We start from the raw sequence: 22,671 nt of genomic DNA, 5'->3' as shown, positions 1-22,671 counted from the left end.
GAGGCGAGGAGTGTCAACTTCGTGTTACTATTCTCGTGTCGCGAGAACCGCGCACACCAGTTATTCCCGTACTCGTCACACCGTCGGGACGCAGGTGACCACGACATGAGTATCAGGACACTCGACGAGCAGCGAGCGGAGATCCGCGACCTGAGCGACGCGATGTTCAACGAGAAGGCGTACGACCGCATCGCCGACGGCTACGCCGAGGACGTCGTCATGCACAACGTTCCGCAGGGAGAGGACGTCGAGGGCATCGAGGCGTTCGAGGAGTGGGTCCGCGCGAACCACGAGGCGTTCCCCGACTTCCACGTCGACATCGAGGACGTCGTGGTCGGCGAGGAGAAGACGGTGACACAGTACGTGGCCACCGGGACCCACGAGGGGCCGATCCCGTGGCTCGACATCGAACCCACGGGTAAGGAGGTCGAGTTCCGCGGCACCACGGTCCACCGGATGGAGGACGGCAAGGCCGTCGAGGCGTGGTGGTACTACGACCGGCTCGAGATGCTCCAGCAGCTCGGGGTGGTCCCGGAACAGCCGCCGGCGTAGACCGCCGCCGGGACGGCCCGAACGGCTCACCCGTTCGGTCGGGAACAGGTGTCGGCGCCCCGTCGCTCGGAGAGCCGACGGCTCAGGCCTCCGGGCCGCCGTGTTCGACCTGTAGCGTCCCCTCCTCGGCCGTGGTGGCCTCGCGCCACCAGACCAGTTCGAACTCGATGCTCTGTTTCGCCTCCGTGTCGCCCGTCGACCAGTCCGACTCCCCCTCGAGTTTGAACGTGATCTCGTCGCTCGGGTCGAGCGTGACGCGGTCGGCACCGAGTTCGAGCGTCACGGGTCCGTCGGCGTCGAGCTGGTCGGCCAGGTCACGCAGGTACGACGCCACACCCGAGCGGGTCCGGATCTCCTCGGTCTCCAGTTCTCCCATACACCGACCGGACGGCGAGCGGCCGGGTAAGGCCCCGCCGTGGCTCCCAGTGGTCGGGAACCGTCACTCGGAGACGACGCTCCCCGGCGCAGGACGCTCGGCCGAGCCGAGCGAGGGGCGACCCAACGGCCCCGGTCAGGCCGTGTCCGGCGGGCCGCGCACCGCGAGGACCGGGACCGGTGCGGCCCGGACGAGTCGCTCGGTCACGCTCCCGAGGACGAACCGGTCCAGCCCGGTCCGGCCGTGCGTGCCGAGGACGAGGAGCGACACACCCTCGTCCGCCACGTACGCCTCGATGGACTCGTGGACCGAGGGGCCGGAGAGCACCGACGCGTCGACGGGGTCGACGCCCGCCGCCTCGGCCGTCGTGCACGCCGTCTCGAGGACCCGCTCGGCCGCGTCCTCCATCGCCTCGACGGCGACGTCGACGCGGCCCACCCCACCCAGCGCGCCCGGGTCGACGGCGGTGACGAGGTGGAGCGCCGCGCCCGTCTCGGCGGCCAGCGACACGCCGTGGTCGAGGGCGTGGCCGGCGGCATCGCTCCCGTCGGTCGCCACCAGCACCGACCGGTACGGGAACGCGACTCGCGTCTCCTCGCTCGGCCTGACGGTCAGGACCGGCGTCTCGGCGTGTCGGAGGACGCTCTCGGTCGTGCTCCCGAGCAGCAGGCGGTCGAGTCCCCGTCGACCGTGGGTCGCCATCACGACGAGGTCGGCGGCGCTGGCGGCCGCGTAGTCGACGATCTCGTTGGCCGGCGACCCACACTCGACGTCGGTGACGACCTCGACGCCACGGGCGCGCGCACGCTCGGCCGCCTCCTCGACCAGCAACACGCACTCGCGTTCGAGGTGGGCTGCGACCCGCTCCTCGTCGACCAGTTCGAGCAGTCCCAGTCGCGTCGTGTCGGCCACGCCGAGGACGTGGACCGTCGCGTCGTACGCCGCCGCCACGTCGAGGGCGTGCCCGAGGGCGAACGCCGTCCCGTCGCTCCCGTCGGTGGGGAAGAGGACCCGGTCGTACATGCTCCACACGTAGGGTGGGGAGCGGGAAAAACGGTGGCTGGGCGGGGGACAGGTCCGTGGGCGGCTCAGGGGACGACGGTGGCGGGCACCTCGGCCGCCCGGACCACCGTCTCGGCCGCACTGCCGAGGACGAGGCGGTCGATCGCCCCCTTCCCGTGGTGACCCATCACGACGTGGTCGTAGCCGTCCTCGCGGGCCACCTCGAGGATGTCCTCGCCGATGCGGTCGGCGTACCCCGGACTGAGCAGGCGGAACTCGCTCACGAACTCCGGGTCGTCGAGGATGCCCGCCTCGTCGAGGACCGCCTCGGCCCGTTCGAGGACCGCCTCGGCCCGCTCGCTCTCGATGTCCGTGACGTGGATGACGTGGAGGCCGGCCCCGTAGCGCCGCGCGAACTCCGTGGCGAAGCGGAGCGCACGGAAACTGCACTCGGAGCCGTCGACTGGTGCCAGGACGTCCATACGGGGAAGCCTAGCAGGCCAGCACAATCAATCGATGCGTCCGACCGGCCACGGACCGACCACGGCGCCACCGGGGCGGCGCTCGGCCCGGGACCGACTTCAGCGCGTGAGACCGTGTGGCGTCCCCCGGAGCTGTGCCCGGCGGACGACGCCGATGCGCCAGCGGAGCAGGCCCACGCAGCCGAGCCCCACGGCCAGCGCGGCGGCGACGACGTAGAAGGCGAGTTCGTAGCTCCCGGTGGCCGCGACGATGCGCGAGACGAGCGTGGGACCGGCGACGCCCGCCAGCGACCACGCCGTGAGCGTGTAGCCGTGGATGGCTCCCAGCTCCCCGGTGCCGAACAGGTCGGCGAGGTACGCTGGCAGGCAGGCGAACCCGCCGCCGTAGCAGGTGACGACGAGGAACATCGCCCCCGCGAACAGCGTGACGGTCCCGAGTCGGGGGAGCGCGAGGAACGCCCCGATCTGGAGGAGGAAGAACAGCCCGTACGTCCCCGTCCGGCCGAGGTAGTCCGAGAGGCTGGACCAGACGATTCGACCCGCCCCGTTGAACACCCCGAGCAGGCCGACCACGCCCGCCGCCACGGTCGGCGTCGCCCCGGTGATGGCCTGAGTCATGTTCGAGGCCACCGACAGGAGCATGATGCCCGCCGAGACGTTGACGAACACGATGAGCCAGACGAGGTAGAACTGCGGGGTCCGGATGGCCTCCTTCGCAGTCCGCTGTTCGAGGTCGGTCGTGACGACGACGCCGTGGGTCTCGGCTGCCGCCACGTCCGCCGGGTCCATCCCCGCCGGTGCCCACCCAGCCGGCGGTTTCTTCAGGTAGCTCGCACCGGCAGCCATCGCCACGAAGTAGGACACCCCGAGCACGTAGAACGCCGTCGGGATGCTCCTGACCGCGACGAGGTAGTTCGCCACCGGCCCGGTGACCAGGGCCCCCGCGCCGAACCCCATCACGGCCAGGCCGGTCGCCAGCCCGCGCCGGTCGGGGAACCAGCTGACGAGCGTCGAGACCGGGGTGATGTACCCTACGCCCAGCCCGACACCGGCGACGACGCCGAAGGCCAGCAGGAATCCGGCGTAGCTGCCCGCCTCGACGGCGACCCCCGTCAGGACCGTCCCGCCGCCGAACAGCAGGGCCGCGACCAGCCCCGAACGCCGGGGGCCGTACTTCTCGACGTACCGTCCCAGCGCGGCGCTGGACAGCCCGAGGGTGAAGATGGCGACGGTGAACCCGAGCGTCACGTCGGCGAGACTCCAGCCCCGCGCGGTCTGGAGCGGGAGCTGGTAGACGCTGTAGGCGTACACCGAGCCGATGGAGAGGTGGATGGCCATGGCGGCCGCGGCGACGAGCCACCGGTTGCGGTCGGCCTCGACGGTCGTCATCTGGTGTGGCTGGTCGGGATGGCGCCGCCGGCCTTATAGATATGTTCCAACGACCGACGGTCGGCTCAGTCGTCCGCCAGCAGCTCGACCAGCGTCTCCAGCGAGTACGACGAGAGCGCCCGCGCGTCGTCGTACAGCGTCTCGATGACGTACGTGGAGTTGGTCCGCTCGACCGCGGGGATGGTCTCGAACTCCCGGAGCAGACGGCCGACGGCGTCCTCGTCGGCGAGGTGGGCGACGACGACGAAGTCCGTCTCCCCCATCGTCGAGAGCAGGGTGGTCACCCCCTCGACATCGAGGATGTCGTCGGCCACGTCCTCGTGGGCGCCGGAGTAGTCCGCCAGCACCTCGACGAGGACGGTCACCCCCAGTCCGAGGGCGTCGAGGTCCACGTCGAAGAGGTCGTTCTCGACGACGCCCGCCTCCCGCAACCGGTTGAGTCGGTAGTGGATGGTCGAGACGGGGATGCCCGTCGCCTCGTGGAGGCGCTCCGGACTGCCCGTCCCGCGGTCTGCGATGGCCTTCAGGATTCGCAGGTCTCGCTCGTCCATACCCCTGTCACGAGTCGACACCACATAGTCTCAACGAGATTCGACTTCGGAGACGTATATCGAATCCGATCCGAGATATGGCCACGGTGGTGAGAGTCTTGCCTCGGAAGACGGCCTCCGATAGTCGTGCTTATCAACGTGAGTCCGTTTCGCCGGAACAGATACGATGCGAAGCCGAGTCAGTTGGAGTCGAGTTCCACGTGTACCGCTGTTGTTCGTCCTCGTCGCCACGCTGTGGGGCGGGTCCTTCGTCGCCATCGAGGCCGGCGTCTCGGAGTGGCCGGCGCTCCTGTTCGCCGCCGTCAGGTACGACCTCGCGGGGGTCGTCGTCCTCGCGCTCGCCGTCGGCGGTGGGAGCCGCTGGCGGCCGCGGACCCGCGACGACCTGCTGAGCGTGGCCACCCTTTCCGTCTTCGTGGTCTTCGCGCACCACGCGCTGCTCTACGTCGGTCAGGAGACCGTGCCGGGGGCGGTGGCGGCGGCCGTCGTCGCGCTCTCGCCGGTGTTGACGGCCCTGCTCGCCCCGTTCCTGCTCGACGACGAGGGGCTCGCGCCGAGCGACTACGCCGGCGTCGGCGTGGGCTTCCTCGGCGTCCTCGCCGTGACCGACCCGTTCGGGGCGGGCGGCATCCCCCTCGACGGGGCGCTCCTCGTCCTCGGCGCGACGGCCGCGTTCGCGCTCGGGAGCGTGCTCCTGCGTCGGACCGACCCCGGCCTCTCGGTCGGCGCCCGGCAGGGCTGGGGGATGGTGCTGGGCGCGAGCCTGCTCCACGCCGGGAGCCTCGCGACTGGGGAACCGCAGGCCGTCGCCGTCTCGACGACGGGCCTGCTCTCGCTCGCGTTCCTCGTCCTCGGGCCGGGCGTGGTCGCGTTCGTCGCCTACTTCGAGTTGCTCGACGCCGTGGGCGCGACGCGGACGAACCTCGTTGGCTACCTCGAACCGCTGACGGCCGCCGTCCTCTCGTTCGCCGTCTTCGGCTACGTCCCCTCGTCCGAGGCGGCCGCCGGGTTCTGCCTCGTCCTCGTCGGCTTCGGCCTGCTGGAGGGCGACACGCTCCGGGTGGCGGCGAACGACGCCGCGGGCCGGGTCCAGACGATGCGGGACCGATAGCCGGAGCCCCGAGGGCTATGGCCTCGGCGCTCGTACGCGGCGGTATGGGGCTCACGAAGCACCTCGTCAACGGCATCGTCTCGCTCGTCCTGAGCGTCGGCATCACCGTCCTCACCGAGGAGGAGGGCCACGAGTGGACCCGGCAGGACGCCCTGCTCAGCGTGGCTATCGCCGCGTTCCTCTCCGGGGCGCTCACCAGCTACTTCGCCAAGCCGGAGTGAACGGGGCGGTCGGCCGGCGAGATTCGGGGCGATGCCAAGACACAAGCCGTGCTGGCACCCCGCATGGATATGGGAGAGAGCGAGCGCCGCGTCGAGTCGGTGATGACCGCCCCCGTCGAGACCATCTCCGCGACCGCGACGGTCCGCGAGGCCGCGACGGTCATGCGCGAACACGACTTCAACGCCCTCCTGGTCCCCGGCGGACAGGCGGGTATCGTCACGAGCACGGACGTCCTCGACGTCGTCGTCGAGGGGGAGGACCCCGCGGCGCTGGCCGTCGAGGACGTCATGACCGCGCCCGTCGAGTCGGTGAGTTCCGACCTCCGCCTGGGCGAGGCCGCCGCGATGATGACGAACTACGGCATCAACCACCTCCCGGTCATCGGCGACGACCGGGACTACGTCGGGATGGTCTCCTCGACGGACCTCCGCGAGACGCTGGTCTGAGCCGAACGACCGAACCCGCGAAACGCCCGGTTACGGCCGTGTCACCGGGAATATATCACCGTTCGGCCCCTACGGTCGGGTGTCCAGATGTCACAGCAGACAGCGACGCATATCGGCACCGAGACACCCGACGCGCCGGTCAGCGTGGTCGGCACCGACCACGTCACGCTGGAGGGGACGGACCCCGCCGAGACCATCGCGTTCTACCGCGACCTGCTCGGCCTGCCGCTCGTCCTCAGCCAGCCGAACCTCGACCGGAACCACCTCACCCACCTCTACTTCGACACCGGCGACGGCCGCCTGCTCACCTTCTTCGTCCACGAGGACCGCGAGCGCGTCGACCTGCCGGACCCCGACCCCGGACAGGTCCACCACCTCGCGTTCCGTATCGAGGCCGACGCGGTGGCCGAGACCTACGCGGCGCTGGAGGACGCGGGCAAGCCCGTCAGCGAGTACGACCGCGGTGCCTTCCACGCGCTCTACACCGAGGACCACAACGGCCTGACCATCGAACTCGTCGCGGACAAGTTCGAGATCCCGGACGCCCGCCGGGGGGAGGTGCTCGCCCACGCCCACGGCCTGCGACTCGAGGACGGGGCCGAGTTCGTCACCTCCAAGCACATGGTCGCGGCGCTCGAAGCACTCGGCCTCCCCGTGGTCGAGAACGACATCCGGCCGGCCGCGGCGGGACGGGACTACCGCTAGACGGGGCGGCAGCCACACCGGCGCGCCGCGGCTCGCGCCCGCGTGCCGGCCGTGACCGCTGGAGCGACGGGCCGTGCCCACGGTAGTCGCCGCTCCGCGCAGCCACGGTCGGGCCGTCGGCACCGACCGAGCCCTCGCGACTCTCTATCGACGTGGGTCGGTACTCTGTCCGTCGACACCCGAAACGAGTGCCGGTAGCGATAGGTTCGAGCCGGCAGAATCGTCGCCCGCCGGGTGACACGAGTGTAATCAGGTATCCCCACGGCCGTCGAACGTTGATGATGGGGCCGGCCGTAGTCGGAGACGAATGTCACAGGCGAAAGCCACTACAGAGAGCGCCGCCCTCGACTCGCTCCCGCCCAGCGCGAAGTTCGTCCACTTCGTCCTCGAACGCGAACCCGACCTCACGCAGGTGGAGCTCGTCGAGCGGACCCGCCTGTCTGCCCGGACCGTCCGGAGCGCCGTCGCAGACCTCAAGAACGCCGACATCGTCGACGAGGCGGTCTGTCTCCGCGACGCGCGCAAGCGGGTCTACTCCCTGACCGACCAGTGACCGTCCCCCGACTCGGCCTCGGTACCTCCGGCAACGACGACCCCGAGCAGTGCGCCGAGAGCGTCCGCACGGCGCTCGAGTTCGGGTACCGCCACGTCGACACCGCCCAGATGTACGGGAACGAGGCGGCCGTCGGCCGCGGCGTCCGCGGGGCCGACGTCGACCGCGAGGACGTCTTCGTCGCCACGAAGGTCCACCCAGAGAACCTCGCTCGCGAGGACGTGCTGGCGACGGCCGAGGCGAGCCTCGACCGACTCGCTCTCGACTACGTCGACCTGCTCTACGTCCACTGGCCGCTCGGGGCGTACGACCCCGCGGAGACGCTGCCCGCGTTCGATGCACTCCGCGACCGTGGGCTGACCCGCCACGTCGGCGTCTCGAACTTCACCCCCGACCTGTTGCGGGAGGCAGCCGAGCTACTGGAGGCGCCCATCGCCGCGAACCAGGTGGAGATACACCCGCTCTTGCCGCCGCGCGAGGACCTCGTCGCGGCGTGCGAGGACGTGGGTGCCGACCTCGTCGCCTACGCCCCGTTCTGCCGCCGCGACGCGCTGGACGTGCCCGAGGTCGTGGCCGTCGCCGAGCGCCGTGGCATCTCCCCCGCACAGGTCTGTCTCGCGTGGCTGCTGGCGAAGGACTGTGCACCCATCCCGAAGGCGACGGGGCGTGAGCACCTCGCGGACAACTGGGCGGCGCTCGACCTGGAACTCACCGACGAGGACGTCGCACGCCTCGACGGTATCGAGGAGCGCTACCGGAAGTTCGACCCCGACGGGTCGCCGTGGCAGGACTGACTACTTCCAGGCCTCGCGCAGCATCGCCAGTACGCCACCGAACATCGCCAGGTTCCCCCAGAAGGCGAGTCGCTCGCCGTCGCGTTTCTCCTCGGGCTTGTTCCAGAAGTCGTGCATCTGCGTCGTCACGACGGCGAGGAACGCGGCCGCACCACCGGTCGCGATCTTCGGAGCCTTCCAGAGCGCGATTCCCAGCCCGCAGACGAGCATCATCCCGGACGCGAACGGCGCGGCGAGTTCCGGCATCGGGACGCCCGCGCTCTCGGCGTACTCGACGGTGTCGTCCATGTCGCGGAAGTCCTCGCTCGCCTGCAGGGCGAGACCGAGGCCGAGGAGGACCCGCCCGAGACCGAACGGCTTGTCGCTGTCTCCCATGTGCGTGTCGACTCGCGCCAGTGACATAAGTCGGGGTGCCCGGCGAGGGTCAGGCTCCGCGCTCGACCACGTCGACGCCACGCACCTCGAAGCGGGCGCCGCCGGACTCGCTCTCGGTCACCTCGACCGTCCAGCCGTGGGTCTCGGCCACCTGCCGGACGATGCGGAGGCCGAACCCCGTCCCGCGCTCGGAGGTCGAGTAGCCGGCCTCGAACGCGGTCTCGCGCTCGCCGGGCGGGATGCCGGGGCCGTCGTCCGCCACGTAGAAGCCGTCGGGGTCGCCGTCGGCGGTGTCGAGGTCCCCGACGGTCACCACGACGGAGTCGCCGCCGTGCTCCACCGAGTTCCGGAAGAGGTTCTCGAACAACTGTTCGAGGCGGGTCGCGTCGGCCCGGACGGTCCGGTCGGTCTCGACGCGGAGCGTCGCCTCGGCGGTGTCCACACCGAACCAGCTCCGGTCTGCCACCGCTGCCAGCTCGACCGGCTCCGTGGTCTCCACCGGCTCGCCCGTCCGGGCGAGCGTCAGGAGGTCGCCGACGAGCGTCCGCATCCGGGTGTGCGCGCGCTCGACGGCCACGAGGTGCTCGCTGTCACACTCCTCCATCGCGAGGTCGAGGCGACCGGCCGCCACGTCGAGTGGGTTGCGCAGGTCGTGGCTCACGACGCTCGCGAACTCCTCCATCCGCTCGAGCTGCCGCTCGAGCGCCGCCGCCTGACGCCGGACCTCGGTCACGTTCAGCGACACCGCCATCCCCGCGACCACCTCGCCGTCGCCGTCCCGGATCGGGAGCGTGACGATGCGGTAGCGACCGCCCTGATACGACTGCTCGAACGTGCCACGCTCGCCCGTCAGCGCCCGCCGGTAGTGGGCCACCGTCTCCTCGGCGATGTCCTCGGGGAACACGTCGTACGGCGTCGACCCCTCGAAGTCCGTCGAGGAGAGCCCGACCGCCTCGAGCTCCTGCCCGCCGGCGAGCGTGTACCTCAGGTCGTCGTCGAAGAGGAACACCGCACCGTCGGGGAAGTTCTCGACCAGCAGGCGATACCGGGTCCGGATCGCCTCCAGCTCGCGTTCGCGCTCCTCGCGGTCGGTCACGTCGCGGAACTGCGAGAAGATGGCCACGGGCGTCCCCGAATCGTCGGTGATGACGCGGTTGTGCCACTCGCAGGTGATGACCTCGCCGTCGGCACGGACGTTCTGGTCGACGCTGTGGAACCCGCCGCGGACCTCCGTGAGTTCCCCGACCAGTTCGTCCACGTCCGAGCGACTCGCCTCGGCGACGACGACGCGGTAGGACTCGCCGACGAGGTCGGCCTCCTCGTAGCCGAGTATCTCCTCGGCGGCCGCGTTGCAGCCGAGGACGGTCATGTCCGTGTCCCACTCGATGATGCCGAGCGGGGACTGCTCGACGAACAGCGAGAGCCGCTCCTGACTCGCCTCCAGCGCCCGGCGCGAGCGGTGCTGCTCGACGAGGTTCTCGATACGGTTGGCGAGCAGCGTGTACTGGTCCGGATTCGTCTCCTTCTGGAGGTAGTCCGAGACGCCCGCGGTGATGGCCTCGCTGGCCACCTCCTCGCTCCCCTTCCCGGTGAACAGGACGAACGGGAGGTCCGGGTGGTGCTGGTGGACCCGTTCGAGGAACTCGATGCCGTTGGTCCCCGGCATGTCGTAGTCCGAGACGACGCAGTCGTACTCGGGGTCGTCGGCCGCGAGCCGGTCCAGCCCGGCCTCGACGCTCGTGACCGAGTCGACGGTGATGCCGTCCCGCTCGCGCTCGAGGAACGACTGGGTCAGGTCGGCGAACGCCGGGTCGTCCTCGACGTGGAGGACGCGGATGGTCTCGTCGGTCGGGTCGGCGAGGACGCTGAACGTCATCGGAGGCCCCGCCGTCTGCCGATAGAGTCGGCTTCGAGAGGGTCTGAGAGCATGGGTGTCGTTCGGAGCGGGTATCCGGTCTCTAGAGCCAGTCAACACCTTTTCCGACATGTATCTATCGGGCAGCGTGGCGCCGGGGGCACGAGCGACGGCCCGGCGGGCTACAGGTACAGCGCCGCGGCCGTCACCAGCGGGACGAGGACGAGGACGTAGACGAACGCCTCGATGGCCCACGCCCGCGCGACGACGCTAGCTCGGCGCTGTGGCATCCCGCTGGCCCGCGGGAGCACGAAGAGGACGAAGAACCCGACCATCAGGGGGTAGAGGACGACGCCGGCGGCCGCCCCCGCGAGTTCGGGCGGCGAGAGGAACTCGTTGGCGACGAGGAAGAGCCAGACGAACAGCGGGCCGGTGAGCGCCCCGGCGACGTAGTGGACCACCGACGCCAGCCGTCGGGGGGCGTTGTCGGGCGCACGCTCGGTGAGGACGCCGCTGGCGACCTGCGGCGGCGTCTCCCCCTCGCGGAGCCGTGGCATCACGAGGTCCATCGCGAGCGTGGCGACGACGGCGGCCGGGATGGCCGCGAGGAACAGGAGTGGAACCGACAGCGGCGCGTCGACGACGAGTGGCGACATACCGGGGAGTCGGCGGGGTGGTATCTGAATGTACGGCTTTCGTGACGGGCTCCCGACTGGGCGACCACTCAGAGCGCCCGGCCGTCGTAGGCGTCGTCGGCGACGGCCTCCCACGCCGTCACGAACCGCGTCCCGTACACCGCGACGGCGCGGCGCACGTCGCGCCGGGAGGTGCGTTCGAGCAGGTGCCGGTTCGCCTCGACCCACCGCTCGACCACGTCCCGCGGGGCGTGGTGCCGGCGGAGGTAGTAGACGGCCTCGCTGCGCGGGGTGGGGTCGTGAGGGGTCGTCTGGCCAGAGGGGACCGGGCGGAACCGTTCGACGCCGTCGATACCGGCCGCGGCCCGACTGTGCCCCACGAGTTCGCGCGTCGAGAGTGGGTGTCCCGCGCGTCGGAGCTGTGCCGAGACTGACGGGTGGTCCTCGCGGCGCACGGACTCACCGCCACCGCAGCGACTCGACGGTGACGTTGCCGGCGACGAAGTCCTCCCCGGTCGTGCTCAGGGTGAACGCCTTGCGGCCCCGCTCCTCGGTGTCCAGCAAGCCGAGGCCGTGGAGTTTCTGACAGCGGACCCGCGCGTCGGTCGGGCTCGAGCGGACGTTCACGGCGATGCTCGGCGGACAGAGCGGGCAGGCCACCGACTCGAGCAGTTCGAGGATGCGCCGGTCGTAGCCGTCCACCTCGGCCGCCGCGATCCCGTTACGACCGCTCGGTCCCTGGTGTAGCATGGCCCTCCGTCGGGTGCGTCTCGCGGCGTGCCTCGCCGGTAAGCGTGGCGTAGTGTTCGTCACAGAGCGACACTGTCTCCTCGGTCACCGTGTACTCGTTGCGCAGTCGGAGGTGGTCGTCCTCCTCGACCAGTCTCGGCGACCACTCCGGCAGCCGGACGAAACTGTCGCGTGCGCAGAGCGCACACCCGTCCGTCTCGGCCCAGAGACCCTCCCGCAGCGTCTCCCCGTACTGGGTGGCCTCGCACCGACGACAGAGGAACCCGAGTTCCCGGCCGTCGTCGACGGCCACCAGCACCCTGTTGTACCCCGAGCGTAGTCCGCACTTGTTGCATTTCATGAGGTCCGACACCGTCCCCGGCGGCTGGTATCCGGACCCGACGCCAGGCCGTTCATAGCCGTTACGGTGGCCACAGCGGGCACGTACGGAGCGCTCCCGAGCACCACGTACGACCCAGTGACTGTCGCGGCGTCGGGGGATTGGCCGGCCGAACGGGCCCCCGAGCCGGGTCGGCACGGTCCGAGCACTCGGACCGAATGTGGAGACTGTCTGGGCACTCGGACCGGCGTATCGGAGTAGTCGCTCGACCGTCACGTTCCACCGAATCACGAACTAGAGGGCCGCTACGGCATGGAAACCGGCATTTCGATGTCTCGACCGTCCGTTCAGTCCCCTCGACGGGAACGAGCGGCGCCGGGCGCGCGCGAGTCGAAACGGACCCCAGTAGACCGCCGTCGACTCCGGAGCGGTACGGGGCACTCCCGAGCGACACCGGCGCTGGGAGTCGACCCCCTCAGAACCGCTCGCTCGGGTCCATCGGCGGGATGGAGTCGACCACCCACCGCCGGTACGCCAGCAGCCGACTGCGTCCCTCCTCCGAGACGACGTAGGTGTTCGTCCTGCCGGTGGTCTCCTCGCGGTCGAGCAACCCCATCCCCTCGAGTCGTCGGATGTTGTCGTAGACGGTGGACTTCGAGAGGTCGACGGCGTCGTACTCGTACTCCTCGCGGAGCCGCCGCAGGAGCGCCGTCCCCGAGGAGGGCCCCATCTCGGAGGTCGAGACGAGGATGTCTCGCTGTAGCGACGAGCAGTCCGCCAGCGGCTTGGGCGAGGTCACTCCCGGCGTACGCATCACCGGAGTCCGCTCCGAGCGCGTACATAAACCTGTCCCTCGGGGCGCGACGGATTCCCGTCCGTCCGAGTCGTCGGTCCGGCCGGCCGGAGCGAGGTACGGATTCGCCGTGAGAGTATTGGGTCGGACACCACCGTCCGAACCCGGATAGAGACGTCCTAGGTAGGTTTTTGCACCCGTCACACCGACTCCGACTCCCTCGGGGGGCGTCCCCGGTCGGGTGATCTATCATGGAACGTACGAGACACTGCATCACCTGTTGGGGCGGGGGCGAAGCACCTCGGCTCGCGTTCGACCCGTCTCGGCAGGCCACCGGCGGCGGACCGTGTCGTCACTGCGAACGAACCCTGTTGCACCGCGGCCTCCACGCCCGCCACCGCGGGGACGCCGGCGCGGACGAGGACGCGAGCGCACCGACCGGGTCGTGACGGGGGGCGACTTCGACGCCCTCGACGCCGATGGCCAGGTGGACGTCGTCCTCGCCGTCGGAACGGCCGGCGCCGCGTTCCACTTCGTGCTCGGGCTCGTCGGCGAGGCGCTCGGGCTCCCGTTGCTCGGCGTCCGTCTGGCGAAGACGAGCCTCGGACTGTTCGTCCCCCTGTTCGCGCTCTGGACGATGTACCGGTTCCACGTCCGCCGGCCGGGCCGACAGGCCCGGCTCTCGGAGTGGGCCGACCCGGACGAGCGCCCGCCGCGGTGAGCGACCCCACCTCACCCGCCGAGGTAACCGCCAGGTTCCCCGTACACTCATTGTTGTGGGTTTCGTACACGACTGCTATGAGTGTCGCCGAGATCTGTAGCGAGAACGTGGTCACGTGCTACCTGGACGACCCGCTGCTCGAGGTCGCCGACCTCCTCCAGCGCGAGCACGTGGGGAGCGTCGTCGTGCTGAACGCGGACGACGAACCGTCGGGCATCGTCACGGACCGCGACCTCGTGGTCTACGGCCGTTCGTTCGCCGGGAATCTGGAGGGGACGACGGTGAACGAGGTCGTCTCGGCGACCGTCGTGACGGTCACCCCGGAGACGAGCGTCCCACAGCTGACCGACCTGATGCGCGAGTCGGGCGTCCGTCGCGTGCCGGTGCTGGACGACGGCACCCTCGTCGGCATCGTGACGATGGACGACGTGCTGGTTCACCTGGCCGACGAACTGGACAGCGACGAACTCCACGACCTCGCGGCGGTCGTCGAGGCGGAGTCGCCGCGCCCCCGGTGACGACCACCCGAACCAGTTCGGGGTGAGGTACACCCGTCACCGCCACGGAGGCCCGGTATGAGCCAGTCACACGACCACGCCGAGCCGGAACCGATCACCGACCACGTGCACCGGAACTCCTGGTCGGCCAACCTCGAGCGGCCGCGGTACGCAGCCGACCGTGACCGCCTCGTGGCCGACGCCGTCGAGGCCGTCGAGCACACCGCCGCGGGCTACCACGTCAACCTCGTCACGCACGCCGCACACGGCCACCCGGAGACGTACCTCTACGCGGCGCTGGACGAGCGACTGGCCGAGGCGAGCTACGAGTACGTCGAGCAGTGTGGCTGTGGCGGGCACGTCACCCGCGTCCACGTCGAGTGAGCGGGCGCCACGCTCAGGCCGACGCCTCCGTCGGCTCGCCCCCGCTGGCCAGTCCGTGGAGGAGGCTCACGACGAGGTAACCGCCCGCCCCGACGGCGAGCGGGAGCGTGGTGTAGGTGGTGATGGTGCTCCCGCCGCCGCCGAACGCGTCGTAGAGCTGTGCGGAGACGACGGCGAACTGGAGCAGGAGGAGGGCGGTACACCGGCGGACGGTGCGGCGGAGGGCGGCGTCCGGCATCGTCGGGGCGACTCGCTCGCCGGGGAAAAGTAGTGTGCTCGGCCACCCACTCAGACCAGCGTCACGTCGATACGGACGTGTCGGACGTACACCCGACCCGTGGTGCAGGTGTAGGCGCCGTCGCCGTCCGGGTCGGTCCAGCCGTCGGCCTCGTCGAGCGTGCGTCGCCACGCGACCTCGTTCGGCGAGGAGATGTCGACAGTCACCGACGTGGCCGCGCTGGCGTTCGCGTTCCCCACCCGGTCGAACGGGTACCAGAGCGTCGTCTGGTCGTGTCGGCCGGAGATGGTGACCACGTCGGCCGAGCGACTCGTCGCGTCCGTCGCGTTCAGCGTCGTCACGGTGAGCAGCGCCCGCTCGGCGGTGCAGTCGAGCGGGGGCGCACTGCGGGTCACGACACCGCCGCGGTCGCTGCGGAACAGCCCGCCGCCCTCGAACGCGATGCGAGTGTCCTCGCGTGTGTACGCGAGCGACCGGAGGGTGAACGTCTCCGCGTGCGTCGAAGCGTTCGTCGCCACCTCGACCTCGAGGGTCCCCACGTCCCGGACGCCGACGCGGCCGGGAGCGACGGAGAACTCGCCGGCCCGGTACGGCGCGGCGTCGGCACCGAGTTCCGCGAACCGGTTGGCGAGGTGGACGAACGCCCCCTCGGCGTTCTCGTCCTGCTGGGACTGGTTGACGTCCTCGAGCGCCCCGAGGCCGACGCCGAACACGAGCGCGACCGACCCGACGACGATGGCCAGCGTCAGCGCGAACCCGAGCACCTCGCTGACCCCGCGGTCCGACCGGCCGGTCGGGACGAGTCCTCCAGACCGGTCGCTCGGCGCCGCAGTCGAGCCCGCCGTGGTGTGGTCGTTCCCTCGCATCTCAGTCACCAAGCGTGAACGAGTCGGCCGAGGGGGCGTTCGAGACCCCGCTGAACTCGATACGGAGCCGGAACTCGTCGGCGCTCCCGGTCAGGCCCTCGACCTCGCGGACGCCGTTGTCGCCGCCGAGGACCACCGGATCCGCCGTGACGACCGTCCCGTCGTCCTGCCGGGCCTCGACCGTCACCTGTATCGTCCCGCCACCGCGCGTGGCGTCGTACCCGAGCCGCAGGTCCGCGAGGTCGAGGTCCTCGTCGGTGGTCTTCCAGTCGGTCTCCAGCGACCCCGACCGGTAGCCGCCGTCGTTCGCCAGCGCCTCGACCTCGGCGTCGCCGAGCGCACGGTCGTAGATGCGAACCTCGTCGATGCGCCCCTCCCAGAGTTCGTCGAGGTCGTCCTTCTGCGAGCGGCCGATGCCGAAGAAGACGTCCCGGCCGTCGTCGTCCCACTCCGTGCCCGGCGGGGTAGCGGCGTCCGGACCGGCGTAGTCCAGTCGCTCGCCGTCGACGTACACCGCGACGCGCTCACCGGCCGCCCACCGCAACACGACGTGCTGCCAGTTCGTCGACTGGACGTCCGACTCGTACTCGTAGCTGTACTCCGTCCCGCCGTCGCCCGCGAGGTCGACGCTCGCCTTGAACGAGTTCGACCCGCCGTGCGAGGCGCCACTGGAGTCGTACCGGAGCCCGAGTTCGTCGTCGTTGCCCACGGGGCCGTCGTCGATGGTGTCGAGCAGGCCGCGGTCGGTCCCGGTGGCGTCCGCCTGCACCCACATCGAGACGGTCAGTTCGTCCGCGTTCCCGAGGTACGTGTCCTCGACGTTCGGGTCCTCGAGCCAGACCGAACCGTCGAAGCCGTAGGCCATGCCGCCGTCGACGCCGGGGACGCCGAAGGTCGGGTTCCCCGCCCCCTGGTAGTCGAACTGGTAGTTCGTCCCGCCGGCGTAGTCGCAGGCGGTGCGGGCCCCCGCGCTGCAGTCGCTCGGCCCAGTCTCGTTCAGGGGGAGCCACACCTGCAGACCGGTGGTCGGGACACCCCCACCGCCGGCCGGCGCGTCGAGGCTCACCACGCCGTCCGGGTGCGAGACGTTCGTCGCGCTCGTCGCCGCGTCCCAGTCGTCGGTGCCCTCCCACGTGACCGCGTCGGCGTCGTCGAGCGAGAAGAGCCCGAACTTCGAGACGAACACGGAGCCGTTCACGCGGTACCGGACCGCCACCGCCGTCGGGACGTCCGCCCCGTCGACGTCGTCGCCGCCGTCGCGGAGTTCGGTGAGGTAGACCGTCACGTTCTCGCCGGCCGCGACCTCGGGGTTCGGTCCCGACCCGGCGCCCCCGTCGGCGTCCACGTCGACGATGAGGCCGTCCGGCGGGACGGTCGTCCCGCCACTGAAGTCGACGTAGCCGTCGCTCCCGCCCACCGCGTCCACGGCGGCCCCGTCGACGCTCGTCGGGACGTCACCGCCGGTCTCGAACGTGATCTCGTACTCCGGCTGTCCGTCCTCCTCGATGCCGTCGATGCTCGGGTCCGAGGGGTCGAACCCGAGCGTCGTCACCTCGACGGTGTCGTCCCACGTGTTGTTCAGGGAGACCCAGACGCCGGCGTCGTCGCCGTTGCCGTCGCCGTCGAACGTCCCCGCGTCGGTGAACACAAGTCCCGACACCGGCACCCGCCGGCTGATGCTGTCGGTCTCACCCTCGTCGTCGGTCACCTCCAGCGTCACGCGGTAGACGCCCGGCGTGTCGTAGGTCACGTTCGCCGTCGGACCCGTCACCGTCCGGTTCCCTCCGCTCGGGAGTTCGAAGCGCCACTCGTAGGACTCGACGATGCCGTCGAGGTCCGAAGTGTCGTTGACGAACCGTATCTCCTCGCCGGCGGTCGGGTTCCCCGGCCGGAAGACGAACCCGGCGACCGGGTCGGTGTTCACCACGGTCCCCGGCCCGCTCGAGATGCCGGGGACGTCGCCGACGCCGACCGTGGGGGCGACCGAGAGCTCCGGGAGCGCCCCCACCTCGCTCGTCCCCGCGCCGTCGACACGTAACAGCAGGTCGCCGCTCCCGTCCTCGACGAACCGGACCGCGGAGCGGTTCGCCAGCGGCTGGACGACCGTCACCTCGGGCGAGTCAGCCTCGAGGACGAGACAGCTGTCGCTGTCGGTCGTCCCCGTCACGCAGGCCGGACCGGTCGCGAGCGAAACGGTGTAGCGGGTGTCCACGACCCGCTCGGGCAGGTCGACCCGCAGGCTGGCGTTGCCGCCGCCGCGGGCGAGTTGCGAGGCGGCCGCCACGTCGTCGGCGAGACGCGCGCCCAGCGACTCGAGTTCGACACGGGTCGCCTGCTCGCGCTCGTCCTCGAGGAACCCGCTCATCCCCGTGATGAGCGCGCCGACGAGGATGGCGCCGATGGCGATGGCGAGCACGTGCGTCACGGTCGAGGAGACCGCCCGCTCGTCGACGCTCAGCCGTCGGCCCCAGCCGTCGGTCATCGCTCGCCACCCCCGTAGACGCTGACGTTCTGCGCGGTGGTGTAGGTCGCCCGGCCGCCGTCGACCGTCGTCTCCAGTGACAGCTGCCAGAGCACCGGCGTCGTACACGGCTCGGTCGGGGTCGCCGACGCGTCCGTGCAGGAGTCGACGTCGGCGGTTATCTTGCTCCCATCACGGACGACGAGGTCGTACACCCCGACGGCCCGCTCGTCCGGCGTCCCGGGTGGGTTCTGGACCTCGATGTCGACCGGCCCCTCGACCCCGCGGAGCGCCGGGAACGCGCAGTCGCGGTCGGCCGACCGGCCCCGGTAGAGGTCGAGGACGACCTGGCCGTTGGTGGCGTCGCAGACGACGGGCTCGTCGGTCGTCTCGAACGCGCCGCCGACGCTGAGTTCGACGCCGCGCGAGTTCTCCTGTTTCTCGATCTCGACCGTCATCGCGTCCGTCGGCGCGTTACCGACCTCGACCACCAGTGGGTCCTCGTCGCTCAGGTTCGAGGTGTCGAGCCGGAGGACGAACCAGCCCAGTTCCGTCCGCTGGCCCGGGGGAAACATCTGCCAGGTCCGTGCGTCGCCGTTCGGCAGGACCAGTCGAGCCTGCTCGCGCTGGACGACGCGCGTTCCGTTGACGGTGCCGGGCGACGACGTGTTCAGTCGCGTCTCGACGAACCAGCCGCGCTGTTCGGCGGCCGACTCGGCCGAGACGCGCGTGTAGTTCGCCAGCGCCGACGACAGTTCGTCCACCACCGGGGCTGGGCTCGCGTGCGTGTCGCCGTGGCCGATGCGGACTGCGAGTTCGCGGGCCGCCGACTGCTGTTCGGCCCGGAGCGTCGCCGGACCCTCGCCGACCTCCGGTGGCTCGTTGCTGCCGGCGCTGTCCGGCGCGAACACGCCGTTGAACACCGGGACCAGTGCGAGGACGATGAACGCGAGGACGATTGCCCCGACGAGCAGCACCTGCCCGCGCGCCTCGCGGCGGCGGGGCGGCCAGTCGCACCGCCCCGCACGGCGGCTCACCACACCACCACCCGTACCTCGACGACGTTGTACACCGGCCCGTCGACGGCGTCCGGGACGGGGTAGTAGCCGTCGTCGCCGTCGGCGGGGTCGGTGTCGTACTCCGAGAGTTCGGCGCCGCCCGCACCCGGCCCGGTCAGCGTGTCGTCGTCGTACAGCGTCACGGTCCACGAGGCGACGACGGCGTTCTCGTCGGGGACCCCACGAGAGACGAGGGTCAGCGGCTTCGACTCGCCGGCCGTGCGGGTCCGGTACCGCAACTCGACGTTGTAGAGGTAGCCCCGCTGCGTGAACGTCTGGTTCAGCAGCGTCCCGAACCGGGTGGGTGGGGCGTCCCGGCCGTAGCCCACCGTCGGGTTGGTCGCGCCGGCGAACGTCTGTCCGTTCGGCTCCCAGTAGCGGACCAGCGTCGAGAGGTCCTCCCCGGGGTCGGCTCCCGCGCTGGAGAGCCAGAGCACGTCCTCGGTCTGCTGGCGCAGTTCGGTCCGTACGTCCTCGTCGACGGTCCCGCGGGTCGTCGGCGTCACCACGACCGCCTGCACCGCCAGTAGCACCGCCGTCAGCAACACCACCGCCGCGGTGATGCCCTCGATGGTGAACGCCTGTCCGCGCTCACCGTCGCCATCACGCATCACCAGACACGCACCTCCAGTCGGTAGACGGTGTCGTCGTACGAGACGATGCGGACCGAGGTCGCCCCCGCCTGCTGGCGGTAGGCGTCGCCGATGGCGTGGTCCATCACGATGTCACCCGGCGGGTCGGCGGTCCGCATCGTGACGTTCACGCTGGCGGTCCGTGGGAGCCCGAGCGCCCGCTCCAGCTCACCGTCGGCCCACGAGCGGTCGAAGAACGCGTCGGTCCGCGAGGTGTTCAGTTCGGGCGTCCCGTCGTCCGAGACGTTCCCCACGAGCAGGCGCGAGGCGGTCTGCGAACGCTCCTGTTCGACCTCGGTGATGCCCGTCGCGAACGGCGTGGTCACGTCGGGGACGAAGGTGACGACGAACACGGCCGCGAGGACGAAGATGCTGATGCCGAACGCGAAGTCCTGCGTCGTCTGCGCGCGCGAGCGACCGCCGTCCTCGGCGGCGTCCGTCCGGCCCCACGCGGCGCGGCCCGAGCGCTCGTCGGGGCTCACTCGATGCTCACCTCCGTCACGGTCACGTCGACGACCGACGCGGCCTGTGCGGACTCGGGCAGGCCGAACCTGTAGCGCATCACCAGCCGGTTCGAGCCGGTCGCGGCCCGCGGGTCGGCGAACTCGTAGACGACGAGCGCCTCGTTGCTCTCGAGGTCCAGTTCGTCGCCGTCACGGTACGGCGCCAGCGTGTCGTTGTAGAAGTCGGGTTGCCACCACGTGTCCGGACTGCTCCGGTACCCGCTCACGTCCGCCCCGTCGAGCAGGACGGTGACGTTGCTCGGCGGGAGCGTCGAGTTCACCGCGGTCGCGTTCGTACACCGGACCTCGTTGTACGTCTCGTCGGTCGCGTTGTCGTACTGCTCGATGGGAGTCAGCGCCCAGTCCTCGCAGCTCAGCCGGACCGCGCTCACCTCCATCAGCGCGCCGTCACCGGTCTCCGTGGCGTAGGTGAACTCCCCGGTGAACGAAGGGTCGTTGAGGTTCGTGTAGTCGCCGACGCCCGCCACCCCGCTGGTGTTGCCGGGCGCCGTCGGGTAGAACGTCGTCCCGTCGATGGTCATCTCCGTCGAGACGGGGTAGTTGACAATCTGCTCGCTCTCCGTTATCTCCTGGAAGATGCTCTCGAACACCGCCTCCAGTTCGGCGCCAGTGGTCGCCCGCGAGTAGGTCCCGCCCGTCGCGTTCGCGACGTCCTTCATCAGCTGTTCGTCCGGCGAGGAGCCGAACGCGATGGTGTGGACGGTGATGTCCTGGTCGGCGGCCTCGCGAGCGCCCGCCAGGGTCCACTCGTCGAACTGCGCCCGGCACGCGGCGTTCTCCCCGCTGAAGCCGGCCGCGTCGCACTCGCCGTACCCGGGACTGTTCTGCCCGTCCGAGAGCAGGATGACGTGCCGGTCGCGCGAGGCGTTCGACTTCACGTCGTGGACGTCGAGCGAGGCGTTCAGTCCACGGTTGATGGCGGTCCCTCCGCTGGCCACGTACCGGTCGATGGTGTCGTTGAGTTCGTCCCTCGCGGTGTCGTCGTCGAGCACGTCGGTCCGAGGCCCGAAGTACCGGTCGCCGTCGACGAGGATGTAGCGCGACTCCGTGGTGTACCCGACGAAGGCGACCCGGTCGCGGGCGACGTCTATCAGCCCGACGAACTCCTGGGCGGCGTCCTCCGCGTTCCGGTTCTTCGTGCCCGACATCGACCCCGACTCGTCCATCACGACGACCACGTCGACGGGGCGTCTGAGTATCGCGCCGCCGTCGAACGTCTCGATGTCCGACACCCCCGCGCCGCCGGGAACGATGCTGCCCGAGACGAAGTACCGGTTGCCAGCGGACTTGTCGATGGTGAACGAGGAGCCGGGCAACCGACCGTTCACCGGGTCCGGGTCGACCACCGAGGCGTCCGAGAGGTTCACCACCCGGTTGCGCGAGTCGTCGACCGCCCGCGGCAGGTCACTCTGGTTCAGCGTGAACGACACCGTGGACCCGGTCTCCGTGACGGACGTGTCAACCTCCTGGCTCAGGTAGTCCGCCCACGCCTCGTGGTAGGCGCTCGTGACCCGGACGGTCACGTTCCGGGGCCGGGCACAACTGCCGCTCAGTAGCGTCTCGCGGGCGCTCGTCGTGGTCGCAACCGACTTCGACTCGTTCTTGACCGTCCGGAAGCGGTCGCCGTTGACCGCGCCCGTGAAGTTCACGAGTCGGACGTTGAGCGAGCGGTTCTGGAACGTGATGTCCGGCGGCGCGACCATCACCGACCCGCCGTCGGGGGCGAGTCGCCAGACCCCGCCGGCCTGGTACGCGACCGTCTCGCCCGTCTCGCTCTCGACCGTGATACCGCCGAGGTCGAACGTCCGCGTGCACGCACCCCCGTTGACTCGTATCTCGAGAGTGCCGTTCCCCACGACGGTCACCTGCGAGGGCCGCTTGTCGCCGATCTCGACCGACGTGGCGGCGTCGCCGGGCGCGCTCGCCACCGACCCGAGTTTCGCGTCTACCTCCTGGACGAGCAGCTCACCCGTCTCTCCGCGTGACTCCGTCTCGATGCGCTGGATGGCGTCGCCGCCGACCACGAACAGCACGGACGCAGAGGTGACGACGAGACCGAGGAGGAGGACGTACCCGAGGGTGTTCGTCGCTGCCCGGTCGGTCCGACTGTCCCCACCCGTCATCTGCTGAACTTACGTTCACCCTCCAGACAGACACACATAAATCTTCACCCGCGATTCAGAACCGAATTCGGCCGACAGTGGCACTATTGGGCCACATACACACACTTTACGCATCCCACACGTTTGGAGTAAAGTGCCGGTCGTCCACGGCTCGGGACCTCCTACCGCGGTTCCACGGACGGGGCGGAGGACCCGCCGGCGGCGGCAACCGACACGGGAGTGTGGGACGACCGGGCAACGGCGAGAGTGTGTGACGA

General features: G+C 70.4%; 30 protein-coding genes. 11 read left to right on the top strand and 19 right to left on the bottom strand.

The genetic code is table 11. The annotated features are described in order from the left end of the window. Positions 1-105: 105 nt before the first annotated feature. Entirely contained in the window at positions 106-552 is a 447-nt protein-coding gene (locus N0B31_RS20815) for an ester cyclase (protein WP_260593571.1), read from the top strand. 82 nt (positions 553-634) lie between these two features. Here N0B31_RS20815 and N0B31_RS20810 read toward each other — a convergent pair whose 3' ends face one another. The 5 genes from N0B31_RS20810 to N0B31_RS20790 form a co-directional block, all read right to left on the bottom strand. Next, positions 635-928 carry an amphi-Trp domain-containing protein gene (locus N0B31_RS20810; protein ID WP_260593570.1) on the bottom strand — a complete coding sequence of 98 codons (294 nt, stop codon included), beginning with the start codon at positions 926-928 and terminating at the stop codon, positions 635-637. A 135-nt stretch (positions 929-1,063) separates the two neighbouring features. Next, positions 1,064-1,951, bottom strand: a complete 888-nt coding sequence (locus tag N0B31_RS20805) for a universal stress protein (protein ID WP_260593569.1) — start codon at positions 1,949-1,951, stop codon at positions 1,064-1,066. 65 nt (positions 1,952-2,016) lie between these two features. Further along, on the bottom strand, positions 2,017-2,412 hold the full coding sequence (locus tag N0B31_RS20800; protein ID WP_260593568.1) for a universal stress protein: 396 nt from the start codon (positions 2,410-2,412) through the stop codon (positions 2,017-2,019). Positions 2,413-2,511: 99 nt separating this feature from the next. Further along, complete coding sequence (locus tag N0B31_RS20795) at positions 2,512-3,801, bottom strand: L-lactate MFS transporter (RefSeq protein WP_260593567.1); 1,290 nt, start codon at positions 3,799-3,801, stop codon at positions 2,512-2,514. Between the two features lie 65 nt (positions 3,802-3,866). Continuing rightward, entirely contained in the window at positions 3,867-4,352 is a 486-nt protein-coding gene (locus N0B31_RS20790; protein WP_260593566.1) for an Lrp/AsnC family transcriptional regulator, read from the bottom strand. 211 nt (positions 4,353-4,563) lie between these two features. Between N0B31_RS20790 and N0B31_RS20785 the strand changes: the two genes are divergently transcribed. From N0B31_RS20785 to N0B31_RS20760, 6 genes are all read left to right on the top strand, one after another. Continuing rightward, complete coding sequence (locus N0B31_RS20785) at positions 4,564-5,463, top strand: DMT family transporter (RefSeq protein WP_260593565.1); 900 nt, start codon at positions 4,564-4,566, stop codon at positions 5,461-5,463. A gap of 44 nt (positions 5,464-5,507) precedes the next feature. Then, positions 5,508-5,684: a hypothetical protein gene (locus N0B31_RS20780; RefSeq protein WP_260593564.1), complete on the top strand. Its 177-nt coding sequence runs from the start codon at positions 5,508-5,510 to the stop codon at positions 5,682-5,684. Between the two features lie 69 nt (positions 5,685-5,753). Beyond that, complete coding sequence (locus N0B31_RS20775; protein ID WP_260593563.1) at positions 5,754-6,131, top strand: CBS domain-containing protein; 378 nt, start codon at positions 5,754-5,756, stop codon at positions 6,129-6,131. 87 nt (positions 6,132-6,218) lie between these two features. After that, a complete protein-coding gene (locus tag N0B31_RS20770; RefSeq protein ID WP_260593562.1) occupies positions 6,219-6,836 on the top strand; it encodes a VOC family protein in 618 nt (205 codons plus the stop codon). A 307-nt stretch (positions 6,837-7,143) separates the two neighbouring features. Further along, positions 7,144-7,389, top strand: coding sequence for a MarR family transcriptional regulator (locus N0B31_RS20765; protein ID WP_260593561.1), 246 nt, complete (start codon positions 7,144-7,146; stop codon positions 7,387-7,389). Beyond that, positions 7,386-8,183: an aldo/keto reductase gene (locus N0B31_RS20760; protein ID WP_260593560.1), complete on the top strand. Its 798-nt coding sequence runs from the start codon at positions 7,386-7,388 to the stop codon at positions 8,181-8,183. The genes N0B31_RS20765 and N0B31_RS20760 overlap by 4 nt, the downstream gene beginning before the upstream one ends. Here N0B31_RS20760 and N0B31_RS20755 read toward each other — a convergent pair whose 3' ends face one another. From N0B31_RS20755 to N0B31_RS20725, 7 genes are all read right to left on the bottom strand, one after another. Continuing rightward, positions 8,184-8,558, bottom strand: a complete 375-nt coding sequence (locus tag N0B31_RS20755) for a DoxX family protein (RefSeq protein ID WP_260593559.1) — start codon at positions 8,556-8,558, stop codon at positions 8,184-8,186. A gap of 49 nt (positions 8,559-8,607) precedes the next feature. Further along, positions 8,608-10,434: a hybrid sensor histidine kinase/response regulator gene (locus N0B31_RS20750; protein ID WP_260593558.1), complete on the bottom strand. Its 1,827-nt coding sequence runs from the start codon at positions 10,432-10,434 to the stop codon at positions 8,608-8,610. 161 nt (positions 10,435-10,595) lie between these two features. Further along, positions 10,596-11,069 (bottom strand): hypothetical protein, encoded by a 474-nt coding sequence (locus N0B31_RS20745; protein ID WP_260593557.1) that lies wholly within the window; start codon positions 11,067-11,069, stop codon positions 10,596-10,598. A gap of 68 nt (positions 11,070-11,137) precedes the next feature. Continuing rightward, positions 11,138-11,503, bottom strand: coding sequence for a hypothetical protein (locus N0B31_RS20740; RefSeq protein WP_260593556.1), 366 nt, complete (start codon positions 11,501-11,503; stop codon positions 11,138-11,140). A gap of 4 nt (positions 11,504-11,507) precedes the next feature. Then, the gene (locus tag N0B31_RS20735) at positions 11,508-11,798 is read right to left on the bottom strand and encodes a hypothetical protein (RefSeq protein ID WP_260593555.1); all 291 of its coding nucleotides are present in this window, start codon (positions 11,796-11,798) and stop codon (positions 11,508-11,510) included. Further along, positions 11,770-12,138 (bottom strand): hypothetical protein, encoded by a 369-nt coding sequence (locus N0B31_RS20730; protein ID WP_260593554.1) that lies wholly within the window; start codon positions 12,136-12,138, stop codon positions 11,770-11,772. Before N0B31_RS20730 ends, N0B31_RS20735 begins: the two co-directional genes overlap by 29 nt. Positions 12,139-12,592: 454 nt before the next feature. Further along, positions 12,593-12,931 (bottom strand): PadR family transcriptional regulator, encoded by a 339-nt coding sequence (locus N0B31_RS20725; RefSeq protein WP_260593553.1) that lies wholly within the window; start codon positions 12,929-12,931, stop codon positions 12,593-12,595. A 230-nt stretch (positions 12,932-13,161) separates the two neighbouring features. Between N0B31_RS20725 and N0B31_RS20720 the strand changes: the two genes are divergently transcribed. From N0B31_RS20720 to N0B31_RS20705, 4 genes are all read left to right on the top strand, one after another. Next, on the top strand, positions 13,162-13,359 hold the full coding sequence (locus tag N0B31_RS20720; protein WP_260593552.1) for a hypothetical protein: 198 nt from the start codon (positions 13,162-13,164) through the stop codon (positions 13,357-13,359). Beyond that, on the top strand, positions 13,356-13,631 hold the full coding sequence (locus N0B31_RS20715) for a hypothetical protein (protein ID WP_260593551.1): 276 nt from the start codon (positions 13,356-13,358) through the stop codon (positions 13,629-13,631). Before N0B31_RS20720 ends, N0B31_RS20715 begins: the two co-directional genes overlap by 4 nt. A gap of 77 nt (positions 13,632-13,708) precedes the next feature. Next, positions 13,709-14,149, top strand: a complete 441-nt coding sequence (locus N0B31_RS20710; RefSeq protein ID WP_260593550.1) for a CBS domain-containing protein — start codon at positions 13,709-13,711, stop codon at positions 14,147-14,149. A gap of 57 nt (positions 14,150-14,206) precedes the next feature. Further along, positions 14,207-14,512: a CGCGG family putative rSAM-modified RiPP protein gene (locus tag N0B31_RS20705; RefSeq protein WP_260593549.1), complete on the top strand. Its 306-nt coding sequence runs from the start codon at positions 14,207-14,209 to the stop codon at positions 14,510-14,512. A gap of 13 nt (positions 14,513-14,525) precedes the next feature. On the opposite strand, the gene N0B31_RS20700 is transcribed toward N0B31_RS20705, so the two are convergent. The 7 genes from N0B31_RS20700 to N0B31_RS20670 are packed head-to-tail and all read right to left on the bottom strand — an operon-like array spanning position 14,526 to position 22,414. Then, on the bottom strand, positions 14,526-14,750 hold the full coding sequence (locus N0B31_RS20700; protein ID WP_260593548.1) for a hypothetical protein: 225 nt from the start codon (positions 14,748-14,750) through the stop codon (positions 14,526-14,528). A 50-nt stretch (positions 14,751-14,800) separates the two neighbouring features. Next, positions 14,801-15,616, bottom strand: a complete 816-nt coding sequence (locus tag N0B31_RS20695; RefSeq protein WP_260593547.1) for a DUF7289 family protein — start codon at positions 15,614-15,616, stop codon at positions 14,801-14,803. A gap of 1 nt (position 15,617) precedes the next feature. Beyond that, positions 15,618-18,098 (bottom strand): DUF7266 family protein, encoded by a 2,481-nt coding sequence (locus N0B31_RS20690; protein ID WP_260593546.1) that lies wholly within the window; start codon positions 18,096-18,098, stop codon positions 15,618-15,620. Beyond that, complete coding sequence (locus tag N0B31_RS20685) at positions 18,095-19,114, bottom strand: hypothetical protein (RefSeq protein ID WP_260593545.1); 1,020 nt, start codon at positions 19,112-19,114, stop codon at positions 18,095-18,097. The genes N0B31_RS20690 and N0B31_RS20685 overlap by 4 nt, the downstream gene beginning before the upstream one ends. Further along, positions 19,111-19,746, bottom strand: a complete 636-nt coding sequence (locus N0B31_RS20680; protein WP_260593544.1) for a DUF7288 family protein — start codon at positions 19,744-19,746, stop codon at positions 19,111-19,113. Before N0B31_RS20680 ends, N0B31_RS20685 begins: the two co-directional genes overlap by 4 nt. Beyond that, on the bottom strand, positions 19,746-20,249 hold the full coding sequence (locus N0B31_RS20675) for a DUF7287 family protein (RefSeq protein ID WP_260593543.1): 504 nt from the start codon (positions 20,247-20,249) through the stop codon (positions 19,746-19,748). The genes N0B31_RS20680 and N0B31_RS20675 overlap by 1 nt, the downstream gene beginning before the upstream one ends. After that, a complete protein-coding gene (locus N0B31_RS20670; protein ID WP_260593542.1) occupies positions 20,246-22,414 on the bottom strand; it encodes a vWA domain-containing protein in 2,169 nt (722 codons plus the stop codon). The genes N0B31_RS20675 and N0B31_RS20670 overlap by 4 nt, the downstream gene beginning before the upstream one ends. Positions 22,415-22,671: the final 257 nt, after the last annotated feature.

It is taken from the genome of Salinirubellus salinus, assembly GCF_025231485.1.
Classification (GTDB): Archaea; Halobacteriota; Halobacteria; order Halobacteriales; family Haloarculaceae; genus Salinirubellus; species Salinirubellus salinus.
Note: the sequence above shows the minus strand (reverse complement) of the source record. Positions and strands in the feature narration are given on the sequence as shown.